Source organism: Yimella lutea, from assembly GCF_006715095.1.
GTDB classification, from domain to species: Bacteria; Actinomycetota; Actinomycetes; order Actinomycetales; family Dermatophilaceae; genus Yimella; species Yimella lutea.
In genome coordinates this window covers 1,737,127-1,755,480 of the sequence record NZ_VFMO01000001.1, presented here as the reverse complement: position 1 = coordinate 1,755,480, position 18,354 = coordinate 1,737,127, and the positions used below count along the sequence as shown (strand labels likewise).

The following is an 18,354-nucleotide window of genomic DNA, read 5'->3' as shown; positions in this document are numbered from 1 at the left end:
CGACGATCGGCCCGGCAGACTGGCCCGCATGAGTGACGTGACGCAGTGTTCGCGGCAGTGGGACGAAGCCGGGCTCCCGGCGCCGGGTTCGGCATCGGTGGCGCAGTTCTGGGTCGCGCTGGAACAGAACGGACCGTGGGGTCATGACGCCATCGCGACAGCTCATCTGCCGGAAGGTATCGGCCCTGCGCTCGAACGCGCGATCTCGGACGCCGGAGGTCGGCTGTTGCTCATCCGCCGACCGGGTCGACACGTCGACACCCACGACACTTCACTCTCACGATTCTGTTTCGTCGCAGGCGGATTGGCCGATGACCCGTGGCTGTTGGAAGGATCGCTGGGTGATCCGGCTGACCTGCTCCGTATCGATTGGCGCCTGCACATCGCCGAAGGTCCGGATGCTGTGAGCCAGGTGGTGCCGCTGCTGGAGGAGACACGCGACGTCGCCCTCCTGGTCTGCGCCAACAGTAAACGCGACCAGTGTTGTGCGGTACGGGGCCGACCGGTGGCGGCACACGCGTCCGAACAACACCCCGGACGCGTGTGGGAGTGCTCGCACACGGGCGGACACCGGTTCGCACCCACTGCGGTCATGCTTCCCTCCGGTCAGACCTACGCCCGACTGACCGGGCAGACGGCGCTCGACGCATACGACGCGGAACGCCGGCGCGAGGTGGCGGCCTCGCTGAATTCGTTGTCGCACAACCGGGGGCGCAGCGTGCTCGCACCACCCGCGCAGGCCGCCGAAGCCGCCGTCCGCGCCGAGAGCGGTGAACTCGCCCTGGACGCATTCACCGTCGAGGAGGAGGACGTCGACCGAATGCGGGTGCAGCACCGGAACGGGCGCACCTGGCGTGTGCAAGTCACCTCGTGCGCCGGGCCAGACCTCAAGGACTCGTGCCTGAAGCAGCCGAAACCGTCGAACTACTGGACCGTGGAGTTGCTCGACTAGAGCGCCAGGTACATCACATGCAGGCCGACGAGACCCTGCTGCGGATGCCGGAAAGCGTCAGGCACAGTGCCGATCACGTCGAACCCCAACGACTTCCACAGCTTGACGGCGGATTCGTTGGTCTCGACCACCGCGTTGAACTGGATGCCGTGGAACCCCTGGTCGCGGTGCCACTGCACGACGTACTCCCCCAGCGTGCGGCCGACGCCCCTGCCCCGGGCGTCGGGCGAGACCATGAAGCTGGCCGTGCCTATGTGGGAACCGTTGCCCGGCCGGTTGGGGCCCATCTTCGCGCTGCCCAGCACGGCGCCTGACTCACTGCCGTCATCGTCTACCCACACAACGGTCTGCCCAGGCGGCTGTTCCATCCACCAACCGCGAGCCTGCTCACTGGTCAGGTCGAAGGGGAAGGCGTAGGTTTCGCCGGCCTGGACGATGTCCCTCCAGAACGGCCAGATCTGAGCCCAGTCGGCATCGGTCGCCGCACGGATGGTGCTCATTCGCCGACCTGTCCGTCGATCGCCTCGCGGAGTAGATCGGCATGGCCGTTGTGCCGCGCGTACTCCTCGACCAGGTGCACCAGGATCCACCGCAAGCTGACCCGATCGTCCTGGCCCGGGTTCTGCGCAGTGAGGTCGAGTCCGCCGCTGGTGAGCGCTGCATCGACGACGGAGTCTGACTCTTGCTGCATCCGGCTCAGCAACTCGGTGCGTTGGTCCGGTGACATGCCGGCAGCCATCTCCCAGTCGTAGTCCGGAGCCGCGTCCCAATCGTTGTCGGCGAACATTTCGAGTGGACGCTTGCCCTCGAATACGTAGGTGAACCAGTAGTTCTCGACGAACGCCAGGTGCGTGGTCATCCCAGCGAGCGTCATGGTGGACGGCGCGAGGGGCTGTTGCAATTGCTCGTCGTCGAGTCCCTCGATCTTCCATCGGAAAGTGTCGCGCAGGTACTGAAGGAAGCCGAGGACGGTGGCAACCTCGTCGCCGGCCATGGGAGCTTCGAATCGATTGTCGGTCACCGCCCGAACGTAGCCTGCGTCATCTCGCGACAGCGAGCGATTTTCACCGTCCGGACGACGGGCAAGACCTACTGGTCCACGGCGCCGCACATCCACCGTCCACGACGATCCGTCGCCCGCCAGTCGATCGAACACCAAAGTGACCGAGCAGGAATCGACCTGCGCTGGGTCTCCTGACGGATCCCTCGCTTCAGGTCTTGTTCCGCGCTGACGTTCGTGTGTGGCTATGGATTCGGCCCAGATGGGTCAGCCGTCCGTCCACGCTCAGCCGATCAACCAGTGCGCAACTCCCGCGCACCCGCACGCCCAGAGCACGCTGACGAACGTGCCGATGATGAATCGCTCGGCCACCGCCGAGTTGTCGCCGTTCTTCAGTTCCGGGTATCGACCGAGGCCCTTGACAGCCAGCACGATCGCGATCGCTTCGGGCCAACCAAGCAGAAGTCCCGAGTAGATCGCCAGCCGCTCCAGACCCCCAATCCACGCGCCCCCGCGCAGGCTCGATCCTGCGGCCTCGACGGAGTGTTCGTCGGCGTCCGCCGCCGGCCGCGTCGAGTGGTTGCCGCGGTCGACGACCCGGAAGCAGAGCATGGTGAGCAGCCCGCCGACCAGGACGGCCACGAAGCCGATCACGGTGACGATGAGCGCCGATCCCCCATCCATGGTGTGCACGCTAGCCGGGACCACCGACAGTCTCGGCGCGAGCCCGGTCAAGCAGTCGCTCGACCAGCCGCGCCCCCGCCTGCGTCTCGGCGAACCCACTCGATCGCAGCCGCTGGCTCACCGCCGAAGCGGTGATACCCAGGCTCTTGGCAACCTGCTGCTGTGGTCGACCGTCGGCGGCGACGGTGCACGCTTCCCAGCCGGCCGGCGTCCGGCGACGCCACACACTCAGCAACAGCCACAGCACTGCTTCGGCTTCAGCGCATGAGGGAGGGCCCACGACGCGTAGATCCTGCGGCGCGCTGCGCGCGGTGTTGAGCGCATCGCGGGCGGCGAGGAAGGCCGGACCGTTCGCGGCACGGACGTCACGCGGGACAGGACGGTCGACATCGCCGATACCGATGCCTATACGCCAGCCACCGAGCCGCGTGAGGGTCTCGATGACAGACACCACCGCAGCCGAATCGGTGACCAAGCCCTGAATCTCGTCACCGGCTGTACGCGCGAATCGGCGCGAGCTTCGTCCGAGCCGCAGTTGCGCGAGGGCGTCCAACGCCGCCGGGACGTTGTCGCCTCCCTTGCGACTACCGATCTGGTCGGCCGTGACGACGACCGAACCCTTCACTGCGTCCGATTCAGGCATATGTCTAAATTACTACGGATGAAGGCTATTGCCTACATTCAGCTCGACTGCTCGGCCGCCTTCGCCTTGGCCGCGGCTTTGGTCTGCTTCTTGAAGTCGCGCACCTTCTGCAGCGACTCACCGTCGACGACGTCCGCCACCGACCGGAAGCTCCCTTCCTCTGCGTAGGGTCCGATCACCTCACGCCAGCCGTGCGACCGGACGTCGAGCCGCTTGGCCAGCAGGGCGGCGAAGATGCGGGCCTTCTGGTCGCCGTAGCCCGGCAGAGCCTTCAATCGTTTGAGCAGTTCCTTGGTGTCGCCGGCAGTCGACCAGATCTTCGACGCGTCGCCGTCGTACTCGGCGACGACGACCTGAGCCAGCTGCTGCACGCGACCGGCCATCGAACGGCCGTACCGATGGATCGCCGGAGGGGTGGAGGCAAGGTCGGCGAACTGCTCGGGCTCCTGCGCGGCTATCACTCTCGGGTCGATCGTGCCGAGGCGGGACGCGATCTTGGCCGGACCACGGAAGGCGTGCTCCATCGGATACTGCTGATCCAGCAGCATTCCGACCAACAGCGCGAACGGATCACTGGAGAGCAACTCGTCGGCTTCGACATCCTGGGCGATCTGCAGCTTCACCATGCGGCGCAGTCTAGGCCGCCCCCAGGGCGAATCGGCCGGAGCACCTGCCACCTCGATTCCGAGGATATGCAATGTCGGTCCGGGCACCGTCGGGGTGCGGTGGACCTGGCCGCAGGACCCCGACTGAGTCACATTCCGTCGGACAGCATCGGCACGTCGAACCCGTCCGAGCTGCCGACCAACACACCGCGCCGCACCGAACCCGACCCGAACTTCTCGCGCACCTCGTCCAACGCAGTGTCGAGGACACCGGATTGGTGGGCGTCGAAGGGCAGCATCAACTGCGTGGTGCCGCTTGCGTCGAGAGCACCGATCGTCAAGCCCAGCAACGTGATTCCGCGGTCAGCGATCAGCGGGCGTAGCCCGAGCAACAGTTCACGGGAGATCCGCAGCACGGTCTCGGTGGCCATCGTGGGTCGAGGCAGCGTGCGTGATCTGGTGACCCGCTCGTAGTCGCCGAACCGAACCCGGACGGTGATTGTCGCCCCTGGTCGGCCACCGTCACGGACTCGACCCATGACCCGGTCGACGATGCCGACGAGGATCTGGTCGAGTTCGGCGTCACTACGCCGCCCGGGGCCGAACGCCCGCTGCGAGCCGATCGATCGGCGACGCCGACCCCGCTCGACCGGACGCGGATCCTGGAAATGCGCCAGTGCGAACAGGTGTCGCCCCGAGGCCTTGCCGACTGTCTCGGACAATGACCGAAGCTCGAGCTCGGCGAGCTGACCGATCGTGCGAATTCCCCTGGCGTGCAACTTCTCCGACGTCTTCTTACCGACTCCCCACAGCCGTTCGATCGGGAGCGGGTACAGGAAATCCTCCTCGCCGTCACGTGGAACGACCAGCAAGCCGTCGGGCTTGCTGACCGCGCTCGCGATCTTTGCGAGGTACTTCGTGCGAGCTACCCCGACCGAGATCGGCAACCCCACCTCGTCCCGCACCCGCTGCCGCAGCAGCGCAGCGACCTGGGACGGTGAACCGACCAGACGGGCGAGTCCGCCGACGTCCAGGAACGCTTCGTCGACCGAAATTCCTTCGACATTCGGCGTGAGGTCGTGGAAGATCTCGAAAACCGCCCGACTGGCTTCCATGTAGACCTTCGGCCGCATCGGCGCGACCAGCAGATCAGGACACAGTTGGCGGGCGATGCGCTCGCCCATCGGTGTCGAGACGCCGTACGCCTTGGCTTCATAGGAGGCCGCCATGATGATCCCACCGCCGACCGCGACGGGACGCCCACGCAGCCGAGGGTCGTCGCGCTGCTCGACGGAGGCGTAGAACGAGTCGAGATCGGCGTGCAGCATCGGCCCCTCGACCACTCCCTCACCGGACACGAACATATGTTCGCATCAGCCGCCGACAACGGCCACCCTGCGCAGCGACCCGACCACCTCTTCCGGGTCGTACGGTGGGGTGATGAGCGACGAATCGAAGGAATGGAACAGCGACTTCGGCAGCACCGAACTCGACCCGCAGGAGCGCCGGGACACCGAGACCTATCTCGACGACCCGAACGACAGCGACGATGAACCCTGGACGCCGCCGGAGCGACAGCCGCGGGCTGGGGAGTTCCTCGACGACGACGAGGAAGAGACGATCGACCAGCGCATCGGGCAGGAAATCCCCGAGGAAGGCACCGCCTACGGCGCGCCGGAGGAGGAGGCGGACGTGTTACGCGACCACGCCATGGCCGGCGGTGACGACCCGGACGCGATCCCGGCCGATCAGGACTTCATCGGTGACCCCGACGAGGTCGACGACTCGGCGTACCAGCGGCGCGACGACGCCGAACCCGCGGAGGAAGCGGCGCTGCACGTCGTGGACGACGATGAGCAGTCCCCCGACGAAGAGGATGTCGACATCGAGGACGAGGACGTCGAGTTCGAGGACTGACCGCGCGGCAGCCCTGGCCCGGCGGGCCCGATCTCAGGCGTCGATGCGCTCGAGATCGAGGCCCGCCGCGTTGTCGACGATGAAGTCCTTGCGGGGCGCGACCTCCGAGCCCATCAGCAGATCGAACATCCGCTCGGCGGCCTCGGCGTCGGCGAGTGTGACCCGGCGCAGTGTGCGATGGCGCGGCTCCATCGTCGTCTCGGCCAGCTGGTCGGCGTCCATCTCGCCCAACCCCTTGTAGCGCTGCGGCTGCTTGATGTGACGGCCTTTCTTCTGCAGGTCGGCCATCGTCTTGCGCATCTGCGCCTCGGAGTAGGTGTAGATCACCTCGCCCTTGCTGCGGCCCTGCGCACTGGTCTCGATGCGGTGCAGCGGAGGCACGGCGGCGTACACCTTGCCGGCCTCGACCAACGGACGCATGTACCGGAAGAACAACGTCAGCAGCAAGGTGCGGATGTGCGCACCGTCGACGTCCGCGTCGGTCATCAGGATGACCTTGCCGTAACGCACCATCTCCGGGTCGAAGGAACGACCTGAACCACCACCGACGACCTGGATGATCGAGGCGCACTCGGCGTTCTTGAGCATGTCGCCCACGGACGCCTTCTGCACGTTGAGGATCTTGCCGCGGATCGGCAGCAACGCCTGATATTCGGAGTTACGGGCCGCCATGCCGGTGCCGAGCGCGGAGTCTCCCTCGACGATGAACAGCTCGGTGCGCTCGGAGTCGGTTGAGCGACAGTCCTTCAATTTCGATGGCAGAGAAGAGGATTCGAGCGCTGTCTTGCGGCGCTGGGTTTCCTTGTGAAGACGCGCGCTGATGCGCGTCTTCATCTCCGACACGACCTTCTCCAGCAGCTGGGTCGACTGGGTCTTCAAGTCACGCTTGCCCGAGGTGAGGTTGGCGGTGAGTTCCTGTTCGACGACCTTGCTGACGATGGCCCGCACCGCCGAGGTGCCCAGCACCTCCTTGGTCTGCCCCTCGAACTGCGGCTCCGCCAGCCGGACGGTGACGACGGCGGTGAGTCCCGCCAGGATGTCGTCCTTCTCGACCTTGTCGTTGCCGACCTTCAGCCGACGTGAGTTGACCTCCAACTGCTTGCGGAAGACCTTGAGCAGCGACTGCTCGAACCCGCTGACGTGGGTGCCGCCCTTGGGCGTCGCGATGATGTTGACGAACGACTTCACCTTCGTGTCGTAGCCCGTGCCCCACCTCAGCGCGATGTCGACGACGCAGTTGCGCTCGACCTCGGTCGGCATCATGTGGCCCTTGTCGTCCAGCACCGGCACCGTCTCGGTGAACGTGCTCTCACCCTGCAAGCGCCACACGTCGGTGACCGCAGGGTCGGCGGCGAGGTACTCGGTGAACTCACTGATGCCACCGTCGTGCAGGAACAACTCTTCGTGGGGACCATCGGCACCGGAAGTCTCTGGCAGACCGCGTTCGTCGCGGATGGCGATCGCCAGACCGGGAATCAGGAACGAGGTCTGGCGTGCACGATCCAGCAGACCGTCGTAGTCGAACCGTGCGTTCTTGAGGAAGATCTGGTCGTCGGCCCAGTAACGGATGCGGCAACCGGTGACCCCACGCTTGGCCTTGCCCACGACCGCGAGTTCGCTGCCCACCTCGAACGGAGTGAACGGCGCGTCCGGGCCGTCGCCGGCGAACGTGCCGGGTTCGCCGCGGCGGAAGCTCATCCCGTACGTCTTTCCCGCCCGGTCGACCTCGACGTCGAGTCGCGCCGAGAGCGCGTTGACGACCGATGCGCCGACGCCGTGCAGGCCACCGGAGGCGGTGTAGGAGCCTCCGCCGAACTTGCCACCCGCGTGCAGCTTTGTGAACACGACCTCGACACCCGAGAGTCCGGTGCGCGGTTCGATGTCGACCGGGATGCCTCGGCCGTGGTCGCTGACCTGCACCGACCCGTCGGCGAACAACGTGACCTCGATGCGATCGCCGTGACCGCCGAGCGCCTCGTCGACGGCGTTGTCGATGATCTCCCACAGGCAGTGCATGAGACCGCGCCCATCGGTCGAGCCGATGTACATGCCCGGACGCTTGCGCACCGCTTCGAGACCTTCGAGCACCTGCAGGTGCCGAGCGTTGTATTCGGAGGCGGACGATGTACTGCGAGGAACCACGGGGGTCGAACTCCTTCGTGCGGGACGGCGCTCGCAGCGTAACCGCGCCCACCGACATCGCCCGGGAGGCTGGCCGACGGAGGCTGGTGACAGTTCTGGTCACAGATCGGATATGGCACACGCCACGCCGGTGCAGAACCCCTCCGGGAACACACGGAGGTGCTTGGATGTTGTCTCATCGGAACGGCGCACACCGTTGCAACCGCGAGGGGGCATCGACCGTCGTGACGAACGACCTCCTCGAGAGGAAACTGACGGCGTCTCGGCGCCCGACGAAAGGATGGACCCAATGGCCACTGCACTCGCACCTACGCTGACCGCCGCTGACCGCTGTGACCGATGCGGCGCTCAGGCATTCATCCGGGCCCGTCTTGCCGGCGACATGGAGCTGCTGTTCTGCGCCCACCACGGACGCAGCCACTTGGACAAGCTTCAGGACGTCGCCGAAGAAGTCATCGACGAGACCGACCGCCTGCACGCTGCTCAGGACTGACAGCGCGATAGACACCCCACCGGCATGCCGGTGAGAACGAATCGCCCGCACCGTTCTCGGTGCGGGCGATTCGCTTGTCCGGGCGATAGGTTCATCGCGTGGAACCCGTGACTCTTCTGGCCGGCGCACTCATCCTCATCGGCATCCTCGGCCTCATCGTGCCGGTCCTGCCCGGCCTGCTCGTGGTCGAGGCCGGTGTCCTGCTGTGGGCCTGGGACAACGGATCGACGACCGCCTGGGTGATCTTCGGGATCAGTGTCGTGATCGCGCTGATCGGCTGGTTCCTGCAGTACCAGATCCCGAACAGGTCGCTGCGCCAGGCAGGCGTCCCCGGGCGGTCCCGCCTCGCGGGCATCGTGCTGGCCACGATCGGCTTCTTCGTGATCCCCTATGTGGGGCTCTTCCTCGGTTTCATCGCCGGCGTATACCTCGCCGAGCAGGTACGCCTGCGCAATCCCTCGGCAGCGTGGACCTCGACCAAGATGGCCTTAAGAGCGGTGCTGTCCAGCATCGGAATCGAACTCGCGGCAGCGGTCACTGTGTCATTGCTGTGGGTGGGCGGGCTACTTCTCACTCGCTGAGAAGCCGACCGACGAGTCACCACTGCTCTCGACGACGCTTCTCCCAGCGCGCCTCGAGCCGCTGCATGAATGAACCGGAGGATCGCTGCTTGCCCGGGCGACTCACGCTCACGCCGCGACCTCGCCCACCGCGCGGACGGTGCCCGCGGGGTTCAGCCGGACGAACGGTGCCGTCGTCCTGCACGGTGCCGAGGTTCGCGGCCGAACCAGAGCCGTTGAAGGCCCATGCCGCGACAGCCACCATCACCACGAAGCCCACGACGCCGAGCCAGATGAGGTTGTTCATCACCCCGACGACGGCGACCGCGAGGCCCATCATCATCCCGAACGCGGCGATCATCAGGCGTCCGCGTCGCGGGCTGGTGACCGCACGCATCTGGGAGGCGAACTTCGGGTCCTCTTCGGACAACGCGCGTTCCATCTGCTCGAGCATGCGTTGCTCGTGCTCCGACAGCGGCACGGTCGACCTCCCAGCAGGAATGTTCCGGATGCACGTCGAGCATCGACGTGTACCTCTGAGGATAAGTCGCCGGCGGGCCGCATGGTAGGCCGGGCAGCAGAACTCGTCACTTTGAATTTCCGGCCGCGACTCACCGCGCCATCGACGGAGCCACCGCGGCGTCGAGCCCGGCGCCCAGAACGGATGCCATCGGCAGACCCAGACAGCGAAGCACGAGCCCGAGGAAGGTCTCACCGGCGCGAATCAGATCGTCGGCTTCGCGCACGGTGGGTCGCTGTGCTCCCCGATCGAAGATCTGCCCCCGGCGTCCGGTGTCGGTGAAGTAGATCGCCCACTCGGCGAGCTCGGGAGCGACGGTCGGGACGACCTCCCACACCGACCGAGGACCCGACCTGGCGTTGCGCCGGCTCCGCGCGGCCAGTAACGCAGCCGCTGCGCGCAAGGCGGCCAGCTGTGCGCAGCGGTACCGCTCGATGACGTCCTGTTGATGACAGGCCTCGAGCAGGCAACCGCGGGAGCGATCGATGAGATCGAGGACCCCGGTGGCGAGCGGGGTCGGGCTGCTGGTGACGGTGGACATGGCGCCTCCTGCGAAGGGGTGGACCGAACGAGTTGTTCGAACTCATGTTCGAACGCTCATACAGTAGGTTCCCCCACCGACAACCCGTCGCGCAAGCGTTCAGCCGACCAGGTTGCGGTGCACTTCCAGCGTCGCGGTCGACCGGTTCATCGTGATGAAGTGAAGACCGGGCGCACCTTCGGCCAGCATGCGCTGCGCGTGCTCCGTGCAGATCTGGATGCCGACCTCCCGGACGGCCGACCTGTCGTCCTTCACCGCCTCGATGCGCTCGACGACCTCCGCGGCCAACGGCTGACCGTTGAGTTCGGTCATCCGTTGCAGCTGGCCGTAGGCAGTCACCGGCATCAGTCCGGGAACGATCGGAATCGATCGCCCGGATGCGGCGACCAGGTCGCGCAGGCGCAGGTAGGCGTCGACGTCGGTGACCATCTGGGTGATCGCGAAGGACGCACCCGCCTGCGCCTTGCGGATCAGAACCTGAGCGTCTTCCTCGAGCGACCCCGACTCCGGGTGCTTGTCGGGGAATGCGGCCACTCCGACGGTGAACTCGCCGAGCTCTCGAATCAGGCCGACCAGTTGGTCGGCGTGGTCGAGACCCCCCGGGTGGGGGGTCCACGGCGTGCCCAGTCCACCGGCGGGGTCGCCGCGCAGGGCGAGGATGTTGCGGATGCCCGCACCCGCGTACTGGCCGACGATCTGACGCAGCTCGGTCGTCGAGGAACCGACACAGGTCAGGTGCGCCATCGTGGTGAGTGTCGTCTCGTGCTCGATCCGGCTGGTGACGCGTACCGTCCGGTCACGGGTCGAGCCCCCTGCGCCGTAGGTGACGGAGACGAACGAGGGTCGGATCCGCTCGACGCGCCGGATGGAATCCCACAGGATCGCTTCACTCGCGTCGTCCTTCGGCGGGAAGAACTCGAAACTGAACGCCGTGTCGGGCGCGTGGAGCAGGTCTGGAATGCTTGGGTGCGGACGAGCGCTCGCATCGGGCATGTGGGCGACCTTAGCGGTTACCCGGCCCTCGACCCGACAGTGACCGACTCGTGAGTAACCCCCGATGAACGCCCGCCGAGAGGACCCCGCGTGAACCAGCCCCTTCCCCTCGAGGAGTTGCGCGCCCAGGTTCAGACCGTCCTTGATCGCGCACACGCCCACCACACCGCCGAGCTCGCGCCGATCGGCCCGGAGATGGACGCCCTGATCGCGCCGATCAACGCGCTGCTGCGCGGCGGGAAGCGACTACGTGCCGCGTTCTGCTACTGGGGTTACCGTGCCGCCGGCGGACGACACGACGACGCGATCGTGCAGGTGGCGACCGCCATGGAGGTCTTCCAGGCAGCGGCGTTGCTGCACGACGATGTGATGGATCGCAGCGACACCCGTCGCGGCATGCCCACCGCACATCGCACGCTCGCGGCGTTGCATCGGGAGCACGGCTGGGACGGAGAATCGGACCGATTCGGCGAAGCCGCCGCGATTCTCGCCGGCGATCTGTGCCTGAACTGGACCGACGAGTTGTACAGCACCAGTGGGCTGCCGGCCGACGAACTGGCTCGAGGTCGCGTCGTGTTCGACCGGATGCGGACTCAGCTCATGGGCGGCCAGTACCTCGACGTCCTGGAATCGGTGCGCCCGTGGGAGTCGGCCTCGACGCAGGACCGCATCGAACGGGCCCGACTCGTGATCCGCTACAAGAGTGCCAAGTACACCGTCGAACAGCCCCTGCTCATCGGCGCGACCGCGTTCGGCGTCGACGCCGACACCGAGTCGGCGCTGTCCGAGTACGGCCTCGCACTCGGCGAAGCGTTCCAGCTGCGCGATGACCTGCTCGGTGTCTACGGCGACCCGGAAGCCACCGGCAAGCCCGCCGGTGACGACCTGCGCGAGGGCAAGCGCACCGTGTTGATCGCCCTGGCGCTCGACAACAGTTCCGCCGAGGAGGTCCGTCTGTTCAACGAATCCTTCGGACGCGACGATCTCGACGACGACGGGATCGGTCGACTGCGGGACTGGATCACCGCGTCCGGCGCGGTCGAGCGGGTCGAGCAGATGATCACCGACCTGAGCCGTGAAGCCGGCTCGGCACTCGACCGGGCCGACCTCGATCCGGAGGGCGAGCAGATGTTGCGCGAATTGATCGGCATCGCCGTCGCGCGCGCAGCCTGACCGTTCAGCCCGGGAGGGCGTGCCTCACCAGGCCAGTTCGCTGGCCCGTTTGCGCACTTCTGCCTTGCGGCCGAGCTGCAACATAGTGATGGGTGAACCGACCACCGGCAGGGTCTCGTCCGGGGTGAACAACCAGCGCAGCGCCTCGTCGGCGGTGAGATGCGCATCGCGCAGCACCGTGATCGTGCCCATCAGCGCCGGCAGCAGTTCGCCGTCCTTGACGAAGGCGGCCGGTACCGCCAGCGCCTCGTTGGAGCCGATGCGTGCAGCGAGCAACTCGCCGTCATCGATCATCCGGCGGACGGTGCGGTGCGGCAGGCCGAGAGCATCGGCGACTTCGGGCACGGACAGCCAGGAGCCGACCAGGGTTTCCACGTCGTTCACGGCACCAGCTTGGCATGTCGTGCGTCGGATCGATGCGGCGCCGGGTCTCGTCGTGACGGGCAGAGCCATACACGCAGCCCAACCTCCCCGGCGCTGATGCGGAAGGAACTTAGAATTTGCGGGTGAGTCCAGCCAGTGAAGCCTCGATCGTGGGACGAGTGATCGACGGTCGATACCGCGTCACCCGGCACCTCGCCGACGGCGGGATGGGCTCGGTCTTCGTGGCGATCGACGAGCGCCTCGAGCGTGACGTCGCGTTGAAGGTAATGCGTGCGGACCTCGCGCGCGACGACGCGTTCGTCGCGCGGTTCCGACGCGAGGCGCGCTCGGCGGCCCGGCTGGGGCACCCCAACGTCGTCGCCGTGACCGACCAGGGCTCGGACGGGCAGTACGCGTTCCTGGCGATGGAGTTGGTGCTGGGTGACACGCTGCGCCAGCTGATCCGGCGGCGCGGACCGCTACCGGTCGACGAGGCCCTCGGCCTGATGGACCCGATCCTCGACGGCCTCGCCGCCGCGCACCGTGCCGGCCTGGTACATCGTGACGTGAAGCCGGAGAACGTCCTGATCAGCCAGACCGGCCAGGTGAAGGTCACCGACTTCGGACTGGCACGTGCGGTCACCACGAGCACACTCACGGGCGACAGCGACATCCTGCTCGGCACCGCCTCCTACCTGTCCCCCGAGCAGGTGGAGCACGGATCGGCCGACGCGCGTTCGGACGTCTACTCCGCCGGTCTGTTGCTCTTCGAGATCCTCACCGGCGAGAAGGCGTTCCCGGGCGACTCGCCGATCCATGTCGCGTACCAGCACGTGCACGGCACGATGCCGCGCGCGTCGGACGCCGTCTCCGGTATCCCGGACACTGTGGACGACCTCATCGCCCAGGCCACCGCCAAGGATCCGGACGATCGCCCGGCCACTGCCGCCGACCTGCTGGTCGCGCTGCGGACGGTGCGACGCGGGCTCGAGTCCGGACACACCGATCACACCGATCACACCGATCACGGCGACCGGCGCACCCGTGCGCTCCCCTCGGACACCGAGACCACCGAGACCACCGAGACCACCGATGCACAGGTCGACCACGAGCCGGTGGACGCCGGCAGGTCGCACACCACTGCCATCCACAGCAAGACCAACCCGCTCGACACCCGCGGCTATCAGCCGGGTGAGAACTCCCGGCGTCCTCGACGCGGTCTCTCGCTGGTCGTCCTGTTCCTATTGGCGTTGCTGCTGCTCGGCGCAGCCGCCGCTTGGGCCTTCACGTCCGGCCCGTTGGGGTCGACAAAGGTGCCGACGGTGAACGGTTTGGCCCAGGGCTCGGCGGTCGAACGGATCAGCAAGGCTGATCTCAAGGCACGCGTCCGACAGACCTTCAGCGAGAGCGTCGCCCAAGGCAAGGTCATCAGGGCCGAACCGGGCGCCGGGTCTGAGCAGCGCAAGAACTCCACCGTCACCCTCACCGTCTCCAAGGGGCCCGAGCGGTTCAGTGCCCCGAAACTTGCGGGGTCGAAGCAGGCCGCAGCGCGGGCGGCGATCACGAAGGCGCAGTTGGGCGTGGGCACCGTGACGCAGGCCTTCCACGAGAGCGTCCCGACCGGCTCGGTCATTTCGTCTACCCCGGCACCTGGCACCGCGCTTAAGAAGGGTGCCAAGGTCAATTTCGTCGTGAGCAAGGGCAAGCAGCCGGTGCCGGTCCCGAACGTTGCCGGTCAACCTCGAGCTGAGGCTGAAGGTTCGTTGACCAGTCTCGGGTTGAAGGTGGCCTACGGCACGGAGGAGTTCTCGGAAACGGTCGCCAAGGGTTCGGTCATCCGCAGCACTCCCGCGAGCGGCGCGAACCTGTACAAGGGCGACTCGGTCGAACTGATCGTCTCCAAGGGGCCGGAGATGGTCCAGGTCCCCAGAGTCATCGACATGAAGAGCGGCGCCGCCAAGACTCTCCTGGAGTCACAGGGATTCACCGTCGAACTCGACCGGTTCTTCGGCGGGCTCTTCGACACCGTCCGGGATCAAAGCCTGCGCCCCGGCACCTCGGTGAAGAAGGGCAGCACGATCACCCTGTCGATCGTCTGACGCGTCAGCCGCAACAGAAAGGGACCGGTTCACCTGTGAACCGGTCCCTTTCTGTTGCTGATCGTCAGCGGCTGCGCTGCGCGAGCATCTCGGCGACCAGGAAGGACAACTCCAGGCTCTGCTGGTGGTTGAGTCGCGGGTCGCACGCGGTCTCGTACCGCTTCTCCAGGTCGGCGTCCAGGATCTGTTCCGAACCGCCGAGGCACTCGGTCACGTCGTTGCCGGTGAGCTCGACGTGCACGCCACCGGGGATCGTGCCGAGCGCGGCGTGCACCTCGAAGAAGCCGCGCACCTCATCGACGATCTGGTCGAACTCACGCGTCTTGTAGCCACTGGGCGACTCGAAGGTGTTGCCGTGCATCGGGTCGCAGACCCAGACGACCTGGGCACCCGACTCGGTCACCCGCCGAACCAGGTTCGGCAACTTCTCGCGGACGACACCGGCGCCCATCCGGGTGATGAACGTCAGGCGGCCGGGAGTGCGCTGCGGGTCGAGACGGTCGATCATCCGCAGCACGTCGTCGGGGTCGGCATTCGGGCCGAGCTTGACGCCGATCGGGTTGTGGATGCGGGACACGAAGTCGATGTGTGCGCCGTCGAGGTCGCGGGTGCGCTCGCCCACCCAGACGAAGTGGCCCGAGACCGCGTACGGGTTGCCGGTCCGCGAGTCGATCCGCGTCAACGGCTGTTCGTAATCGAGCAGCAACGCCTCGTGGCTGGCGAAGAACTCCACGGTGCGGGCGTTCATCGCATCGAAGTCGGCGCCGCACGCCTTCATGAACTTCATCGCACGGTCGATGTCGCGGGCCGTCGACTCGTAGCGGGCGTACGCCGAGTTGGCGATGAACCCGCGGTTCCACTCGTGCACGTGACGCAGGTCGGCGAAACCGCCGGTGGTGAAGGCTCGCACCAGGTTCAGCGTCGAGGCACTGGTGTGGTAGGCGCGCAGCAGTCGCTGGGGGTCGGGGGTGCGGGATTCCTCGGTGAACGCGAAGTCGTTAACCATGTCGCCGCGGTACGCCGGGAGGGTGACGTCGCCCCGGGTCTCGGTGTCCTTGCTGCGCGGCTTGGCGTACTGGCCGGCGATGCGACCGAGCTTCACGACCGGGGTGCTCGCGCCATAGGTGAGGACTGCGGCCATTTGCAGGATCGTCTTGATGCGGTCGCGGATGTTCGCTGCGGTCGCCGCGGAGAACATCTCGGCGCAGTCGCCTCCCTGCAACACGAAGGCCTCACCTTTCGCGGCCGCGGCAAGGCGATCGCGCAGCACGTCGCACTCCCCCGCAAACACCAGCGGCGGCAGCGAAGCCAGCTCGGAGCGCACATACTCGACGGCATGACGGTCGGGCCAGGTGGGCTGCTGCATGGCAGGCAGCTGCGGCCACTCGGGCATCTCGTTCAGGGCGTCGGGGTTCAGTGCGGTGGTACTCACCCGGCAAGCGTACGCGCCGCTCACCACGTCCGAATCAGGTGCCCGATGCGCGGGACGTCAGCTCTGCGAAGGGGTGTGAGCGGCGTCACCGTCGGCGTCGTGGACAGTGCCAGCAACCGTGTCGGCGTCGGTCTCGAGGTCGATCGCGAGACCGCCCTCGGATGCCTCCGGCGAGGTCTCGTCCTTCGCGCCGGCGTCCTCGCCGGAACGTCGGGACACCTTGTTGCCGATGGCCTGGGCGGCACCGCTGCCGACGGCGACGGCCGCGCCGCCGATCTCCTTGGCCTTGGCCGCGATCCGGTCCTTGACCGTGGACGCGTACACGTCGACGTACTCCTGGCCGGACAACAGCATCAGCTCGTACATCACCTCATCGGTGATGCTGCGCAGCACGAACCGGTCGTCCTGCATGCCTTCGTAGCGCGAGAAGTCCATCGGCTTGCCGATGCGGATGCCGATCCTCATGATCTTCGGGATCTTCTTACCGGTCGGCTGCGCTTTGTCCGTGTCGATCATCGCGACCGGGATGACCGGGCACTTGGCCTCCAGAGCGAGCCGAGCGACGCCGGTCTTGCCCTTGTAGAGACGCCCATCGGGGCTGCGGGTCCCCTCGGGGTAGATGCCGAACAGTTCGCCCCGGCGTAGCACGTTGAGGCCGGACTGCAACGCCCCGCTCGACGCGGATCCGCCGGCGCGGTCGATCGGAATCTGCCCGACCCCACGGAAGAAGGCGGCCGTGAGGCGGCCCTTGATACCGGTGCCGGTGAAGTAGTCGGCCTTGGCGACGAAGGTCATCCGGCGCGGCACGACCAGCGGGAGGAAGAAGGAGTCGGAGAACGACAGGTGGTTGCTGGCGAAGATCGCCGGCCCCTTATCAGGGATGTTCTTCTCACCGTCGACCCAGGGTCGGAACAGCAGATTGAGAATAGGACCGATCAGGACCCGCTTCAAGAACCAGTACAGCACCGCGCCTCCAAGAATTGCTTCGGCCTGAACCATAACGCCCACCGCCACCACCTCGCAGGCATGCGTAAAGATGGACGTCATGCAGATCCGCGAGGGTGCCACCCCGATCGTCCACGACGGCTCCCGGACCGGCGTCCTGGTCTGCCACGCATTCACCGGCTCGCCGGCCGCGGTGCGCCCGTTGGCCGAGCATCTGGTCGACGAGGGGTTCAGCGTTCGCGCTCCCCGACTCCCCGGGCACGGCACCGCGTGGCAGGACCTCGACGGCACGACCTGGACCGACTGGTACGCCGAACTGGAGGGCGCGTACGCCGAACTCACCGAACGATGCGACACCGTGGTCGCGTGTGGCCTCTCGATGGGCGCAACGCTGAGCACCCTTCTGGTGCAACGGAACCCGGAGATCGCCGGACTCGTGGTGATCAACCCGGTCATGCGCACCAAGAACCTGAAGTTCCGCCTCATCCCGGTTGCCCGACGGCTGCGCTCGACGGTCTCCGGAATCGGCGGCGACATCAAGAAGGACGGCGTGTCGCACGACGCATACGAGCGCATGCCGCTGCGTCCGCTGCACACCCAGGCGCAGTTGTGGCACCGCGTGACCCGCGACCTGCCGCAGATCACGCAGCCGGTGTTGGTGCTGCGTTCTCGGGTGGATCACATCGTGGCTCCGGCGAGTTCGCAGCTGTTTCTCTCCCGGATCTCGAGCACCGACGTCACCGATGTCGTGCTCGAGAACAGCTACCACGTCGCGACTCTCGACAACGACGCTCCGCGCATTCATGAAGCGGTCACCGACTTCACCCGACGAGTTGCAGGAAACGCATGAGCGACGAGCGCCCCGACGAACACCCGCACTCCGACGAGGAGGTCGACCGGCGGTTCGAGGAGATGATGACCGACTGGGACGGCTCAGCCGCCGAACCGATCGATCTCGAAGATCCGAAGCCTTCCGCACCCGCGGCGTTCACCGTCCCGAGGCAGTGGCGCGCCGGCACCGGCCCCGGTTTCGTCGAGGAGCACGAGGAGGACTTCCAGCCTCCCGCTCCCCCGCCACTGCCCAAGGACGAAGGTTTCTGGGCGACGATCGCCTGCCTGGTCGGCGGGCCGCTCTGGCTGCTCTACCTGTTCTTCTTCGACCGCTACGCCGCCGCACTCTGGTGGGTCGCGGCGGTGCTCATCACGATCGCCGGAATCGTGCTGATGGTGGTTCGTCAACCCGCCAATCGCGACGAGGACGACCCCTTCGACGACGGCGCCCGGCTGTAGTC

At 66.8% G+C, this 18,354-nt stretch carries 21 protein-coding genes; 8 read left to right on the top strand and 13 right to left on the bottom strand.

Annotation, left to right across the window (positions count from 1 at the left end; all coding sequences use genetic code 11):
• Positions 1-28 precede the first annotated feature (28 nt).
• Positions 29-952, top strand: a complete 924-nt coding sequence (locus FB459_RS08335; protein WP_141928123.1) for a ferredoxin family protein — start codon at positions 29-31, stop codon at positions 950-952.
• On the opposite strand, the gene FB459_RS08330 is transcribed toward FB459_RS08335, so the two are convergent.
• The 6 genes from FB459_RS08330 to dinB all read right to left on the bottom strand — a co-directional run bounded on the left by FB459_RS08330 (position 949) and on the right by dinB (position 5,248).
• Positions 949-1,452: a GNAT family N-acetyltransferase gene (locus FB459_RS08330; protein WP_141928122.1), complete on the bottom strand. Its 504-nt coding sequence runs from the start codon at positions 1,450-1,452 to the stop codon at positions 949-951. The genes FB459_RS08335 and FB459_RS08330 overlap by 4 nt on opposite strands.
• Complete coding sequence (locus FB459_RS08325) at positions 1,449-1,973, bottom strand: DinB family protein (RefSeq protein ID WP_246092380.1); 525 nt, start codon at positions 1,971-1,973, stop codon at positions 1,449-1,451. The genes FB459_RS08330 and FB459_RS08325 overlap by 4 nt, the downstream gene beginning before the upstream one ends.
• Positions 1,974-2,237: 264 nt before the next feature.
• Positions 2,238-2,636 (bottom strand): hypothetical protein, encoded by a 399-nt coding sequence (locus FB459_RS08320; RefSeq protein WP_246092379.1) that lies wholly within the window; start codon positions 2,634-2,636, stop codon positions 2,238-2,240.
• Between the two features lie 10 nt (positions 2,637-2,646).
• Positions 2,647-3,279 carry a transposase gene (locus tag FB459_RS08315; protein ID WP_141928120.1) on the bottom strand — a complete coding sequence of 211 codons (633 nt, stop codon included), beginning with the start codon at positions 3,277-3,279 and terminating at the stop codon, positions 2,647-2,649.
• A 38-nt stretch (positions 3,280-3,317) separates the two neighbouring features.
• The gene (locus FB459_RS08310; protein ID WP_141928119.1) at positions 3,318-3,905 is read right to left on the bottom strand and encodes an HhH-GPD-type base excision DNA repair protein; all 588 of its coding nucleotides are present in this window, start codon (positions 3,903-3,905) and stop codon (positions 3,318-3,320) included.
• Between the two features lie 128 nt (positions 3,906-4,033).
• On the bottom strand, positions 4,034-5,248 hold the full coding sequence (dinB, locus tag FB459_RS08305) for a DNA polymerase IV (RefSeq protein WP_141928118.1): 1,215 nt from the start codon (positions 5,246-5,248) through the stop codon (positions 4,034-4,036).
• Between the two features lie 76 nt (positions 5,249-5,324).
• Between dinB and FB459_RS08300 the strand changes: the two genes are divergently transcribed.
• The gene (locus FB459_RS08300) at positions 5,325-5,801 is read left to right on the top strand and encodes a hypothetical protein (protein ID WP_141928117.1); all 477 of its coding nucleotides are present in this window, start codon (positions 5,325-5,327) and stop codon (positions 5,799-5,801) included.
• Between the two features lie 33 nt (positions 5,802-5,834).
• On the opposite strand, the gene FB459_RS08295 is transcribed toward FB459_RS08300, so the two are convergent.
• The gene (locus FB459_RS08295) at positions 5,835-7,943 is read right to left on the bottom strand and encodes a DNA gyrase/topoisomerase IV subunit B (RefSeq protein WP_141928116.1); all 2,109 of its coding nucleotides are present in this window, start codon (positions 7,941-7,943) and stop codon (positions 5,835-5,837) included.
• A 289-nt stretch (positions 7,944-8,232) separates the two neighbouring features.
• Between FB459_RS08295 and FB459_RS08290 the strand changes: the two genes are divergently transcribed.
• A complete protein-coding gene (locus FB459_RS08290) occupies positions 8,233-8,436 on the top strand; it encodes a DUF7455 domain-containing protein (RefSeq protein ID WP_129624003.1) in 204 nt (67 codons plus the stop codon).
• Between the two features lie 98 nt (positions 8,437-8,534).
• Positions 8,535-9,017 carry a DUF456 domain-containing protein gene (locus FB459_RS08285; RefSeq protein ID WP_141928115.1) on the top strand — a complete coding sequence of 161 codons (483 nt, stop codon included), beginning with the start codon at positions 8,535-8,537 and terminating at the stop codon, positions 9,015-9,017.
• Between the two features lie 16 nt (positions 9,018-9,033).
• On the opposite strand, the gene FB459_RS08280 is transcribed toward FB459_RS08285, so the two are convergent.
• The 3 genes from FB459_RS08280 to metF form a co-directional block, all read right to left on the bottom strand.
• Entirely contained in the window at positions 9,034-9,477 is a 444-nt protein-coding gene (locus FB459_RS08280; RefSeq protein ID WP_141928114.1) for a DUF3040 domain-containing protein, read from the bottom strand.
• A gap of 130 nt (positions 9,478-9,607) precedes the next feature.
• A complete protein-coding gene (locus tag FB459_RS08275) occupies positions 9,608-10,057 on the bottom strand; it encodes an SAV_6107 family HEPN domain-containing protein (RefSeq protein ID WP_141928113.1) in 450 nt (149 codons plus the stop codon).
• A gap of 99 nt (positions 10,058-10,156) precedes the next feature.
• Positions 10,157-11,050: a methylenetetrahydrofolate reductase [NAD(P)H] gene (gene metF / locus FB459_RS08270; RefSeq protein WP_141928112.1), complete on the bottom strand. Its 894-nt coding sequence runs from the start codon at positions 11,048-11,050 to the stop codon at positions 10,157-10,159.
• Between the two features lie 90 nt (positions 11,051-11,140).
• On the opposite strand from metF, the gene FB459_RS08265 reads away from it, so the two are divergent.
• On the top strand, positions 11,141-12,223 hold the full coding sequence (locus FB459_RS08265) for a polyprenyl synthetase family protein (RefSeq protein ID WP_246092377.1): 1,083 nt from the start codon (positions 11,141-11,143) through the stop codon (positions 12,221-12,223).
• Positions 12,224-12,247: 24 nt separating this feature from the next.
• On the opposite strand, the gene FB459_RS08260 is transcribed toward FB459_RS08265, so the two are convergent.
• Positions 12,248-12,607, bottom strand: a complete 360-nt coding sequence (locus tag FB459_RS08260; protein WP_239701997.1) for an Rv2175c family DNA-binding protein — start codon at positions 12,605-12,607, stop codon at positions 12,248-12,250.
• Positions 12,608-12,729: 122 nt separating this feature from the next.
• Here FB459_RS08260 and pknB point away from each other — a divergent pair, with 122 nt between their 5' ends.
• Complete coding sequence (gene pknB, locus FB459_RS08255; RefSeq protein ID WP_246092376.1) at positions 12,730-14,685, top strand: Stk1 family PASTA domain-containing Ser/Thr kinase; 1,956 nt, start codon at positions 12,730-12,732, stop codon at positions 14,683-14,685.
• Between the two features lie 64 nt (positions 14,686-14,749).
• Here the strand turns inward: pknB and FB459_RS08250 are convergent, their stop codons facing one another.
• Complete coding sequence (locus tag FB459_RS08250; protein ID WP_129624149.1) at positions 14,750-16,078, bottom strand: class II 3-deoxy-7-phosphoheptulonate synthase; 1,329 nt, start codon at positions 16,076-16,078, stop codon at positions 14,750-14,752.
• Between the two features lie 96 nt (positions 16,079-16,174).
• Positions 16,175-17,116: a lysophospholipid acyltransferase family protein gene (locus tag FB459_RS08245; protein ID WP_275578536.1), complete on the bottom strand. Its 942-nt coding sequence runs from the start codon at positions 17,114-17,116 to the stop codon at positions 16,175-16,177.
• Positions 17,117-17,162: 46 nt separating this feature from the next.
• Here FB459_RS08245 and FB459_RS08240 point away from each other — a divergent pair, with 46 nt between their 5' ends.
• Together FB459_RS08240 and FB459_RS08235 are read left to right on the top strand one after the other, a co-directional pair.
• A complete protein-coding gene (locus tag FB459_RS08240) occupies positions 17,163-17,912 on the top strand; it encodes an alpha/beta hydrolase (RefSeq protein WP_141928111.1) in 750 nt (249 codons plus the stop codon).
• Positions 17,909-18,352: a hypothetical protein gene (locus tag FB459_RS08235; protein ID WP_141928110.1), complete on the top strand. Its 444-nt coding sequence runs from the start codon at positions 17,909-17,911 to the stop codon at positions 18,350-18,352. The genes FB459_RS08240 and FB459_RS08235 overlap by 4 nt, the downstream gene beginning before the upstream one ends.
• Positions 18,353-18,354 lie beyond the last annotated feature (2 nt).

What these genes read in the sequence shown, in the direction of transcription:
- FB459_RS08240 (WP_141928111.1), top strand. Translation starts at nt 17,163, where the DNA reads ATGCAGATCCGCGAGGGTGCCACCCCGATCGTCCACGACGGCTCCCGG.
- FB459_RS08235 (WP_141928110.1), top strand. Translation starts at nt 17,909, where the DNA reads ATGAGCGACGAGCGCCCCGACGAACACCCGCACTCCGACGAGGAGGTC.
- dinB (WP_141928118.1), bottom strand. Translation starts at nt 5,248, where the DNA reads ATGTTCGTGTCCGGTGAGGGAGTGGTCGAGGGGCCGATGCTGCACGCC.
- FB459_RS08320 (WP_246092379.1), bottom strand. Translation starts at nt 2,636, where the DNA reads ATGGATGGGGGATCGGCGCTCATCGTCACCGTGATCGGCTTCGTGGCC.
- FB459_RS08330 (WP_141928122.1), bottom strand. Translation starts at nt 1,452, where the DNA reads ATGAGCACCATCCGTGCGGCGACCGATGCCGACTGGGCTCAGATCTGG.
- FB459_RS08245 (WP_275578536.1), bottom strand. Translation starts at nt 17,116, where the DNA reads ATGGTTCAGGCCGAAGCAATTCTTGGAGGCGCGGTGCTGTACTGGTTC.
- FB459_RS08275 (WP_141928113.1), bottom strand. Translation starts at nt 10,057, where the DNA reads ATGTCCACCGTCACCAGCAGCCCGACCCCGCTCGCCACCGGGGTCCTC.
- FB459_RS08310 (WP_141928119.1), bottom strand. Translation starts at nt 3,905, where the DNA reads ATGGTGAAGCTGCAGATCGCCCAGGATGTCGAAGCCGACGAGTTGCTC.
- FB459_RS08335 (WP_141928123.1), top strand. Translation starts at nt 29, where the DNA reads ATGAGTGACGTGACGCAGTGTTCGCGGCAGTGGGACGAAGCCGGGCTC.
- FB459_RS08300 (WP_141928117.1), top strand. Translation starts at nt 5,325, where the DNA reads ATGAGCGACGAATCGAAGGAATGGAACAGCGACTTCGGCAGCACCGAA.
- FB459_RS08250 (WP_129624149.1), bottom strand. Translation starts at nt 16,078, where the DNA reads ATGCCCGAGTGGCCGCAGCTGCCTGCCATGCAGCAGCCCACCTGGCCC.
- metF (WP_141928112.1), bottom strand. Translation starts at nt 11,050, where the DNA reads ATGCCCGATGCGAGCGCTCGTCCGCACCCAAGCATTCCAGACCTGCTC.
- FB459_RS08290 (WP_129624003.1), top strand. Translation starts at nt 8,233, where the DNA reads ATGGCCACTGCACTCGCACCTACGCTGACCGCCGCTGACCGCTGTGAC.
- FB459_RS08315 (WP_141928120.1), bottom strand. Translation starts at nt 3,279, where the DNA reads ATGCCTGAATCGGACGCAGTGAAGGGTTCGGTCGTCGTCACGGCCGAC.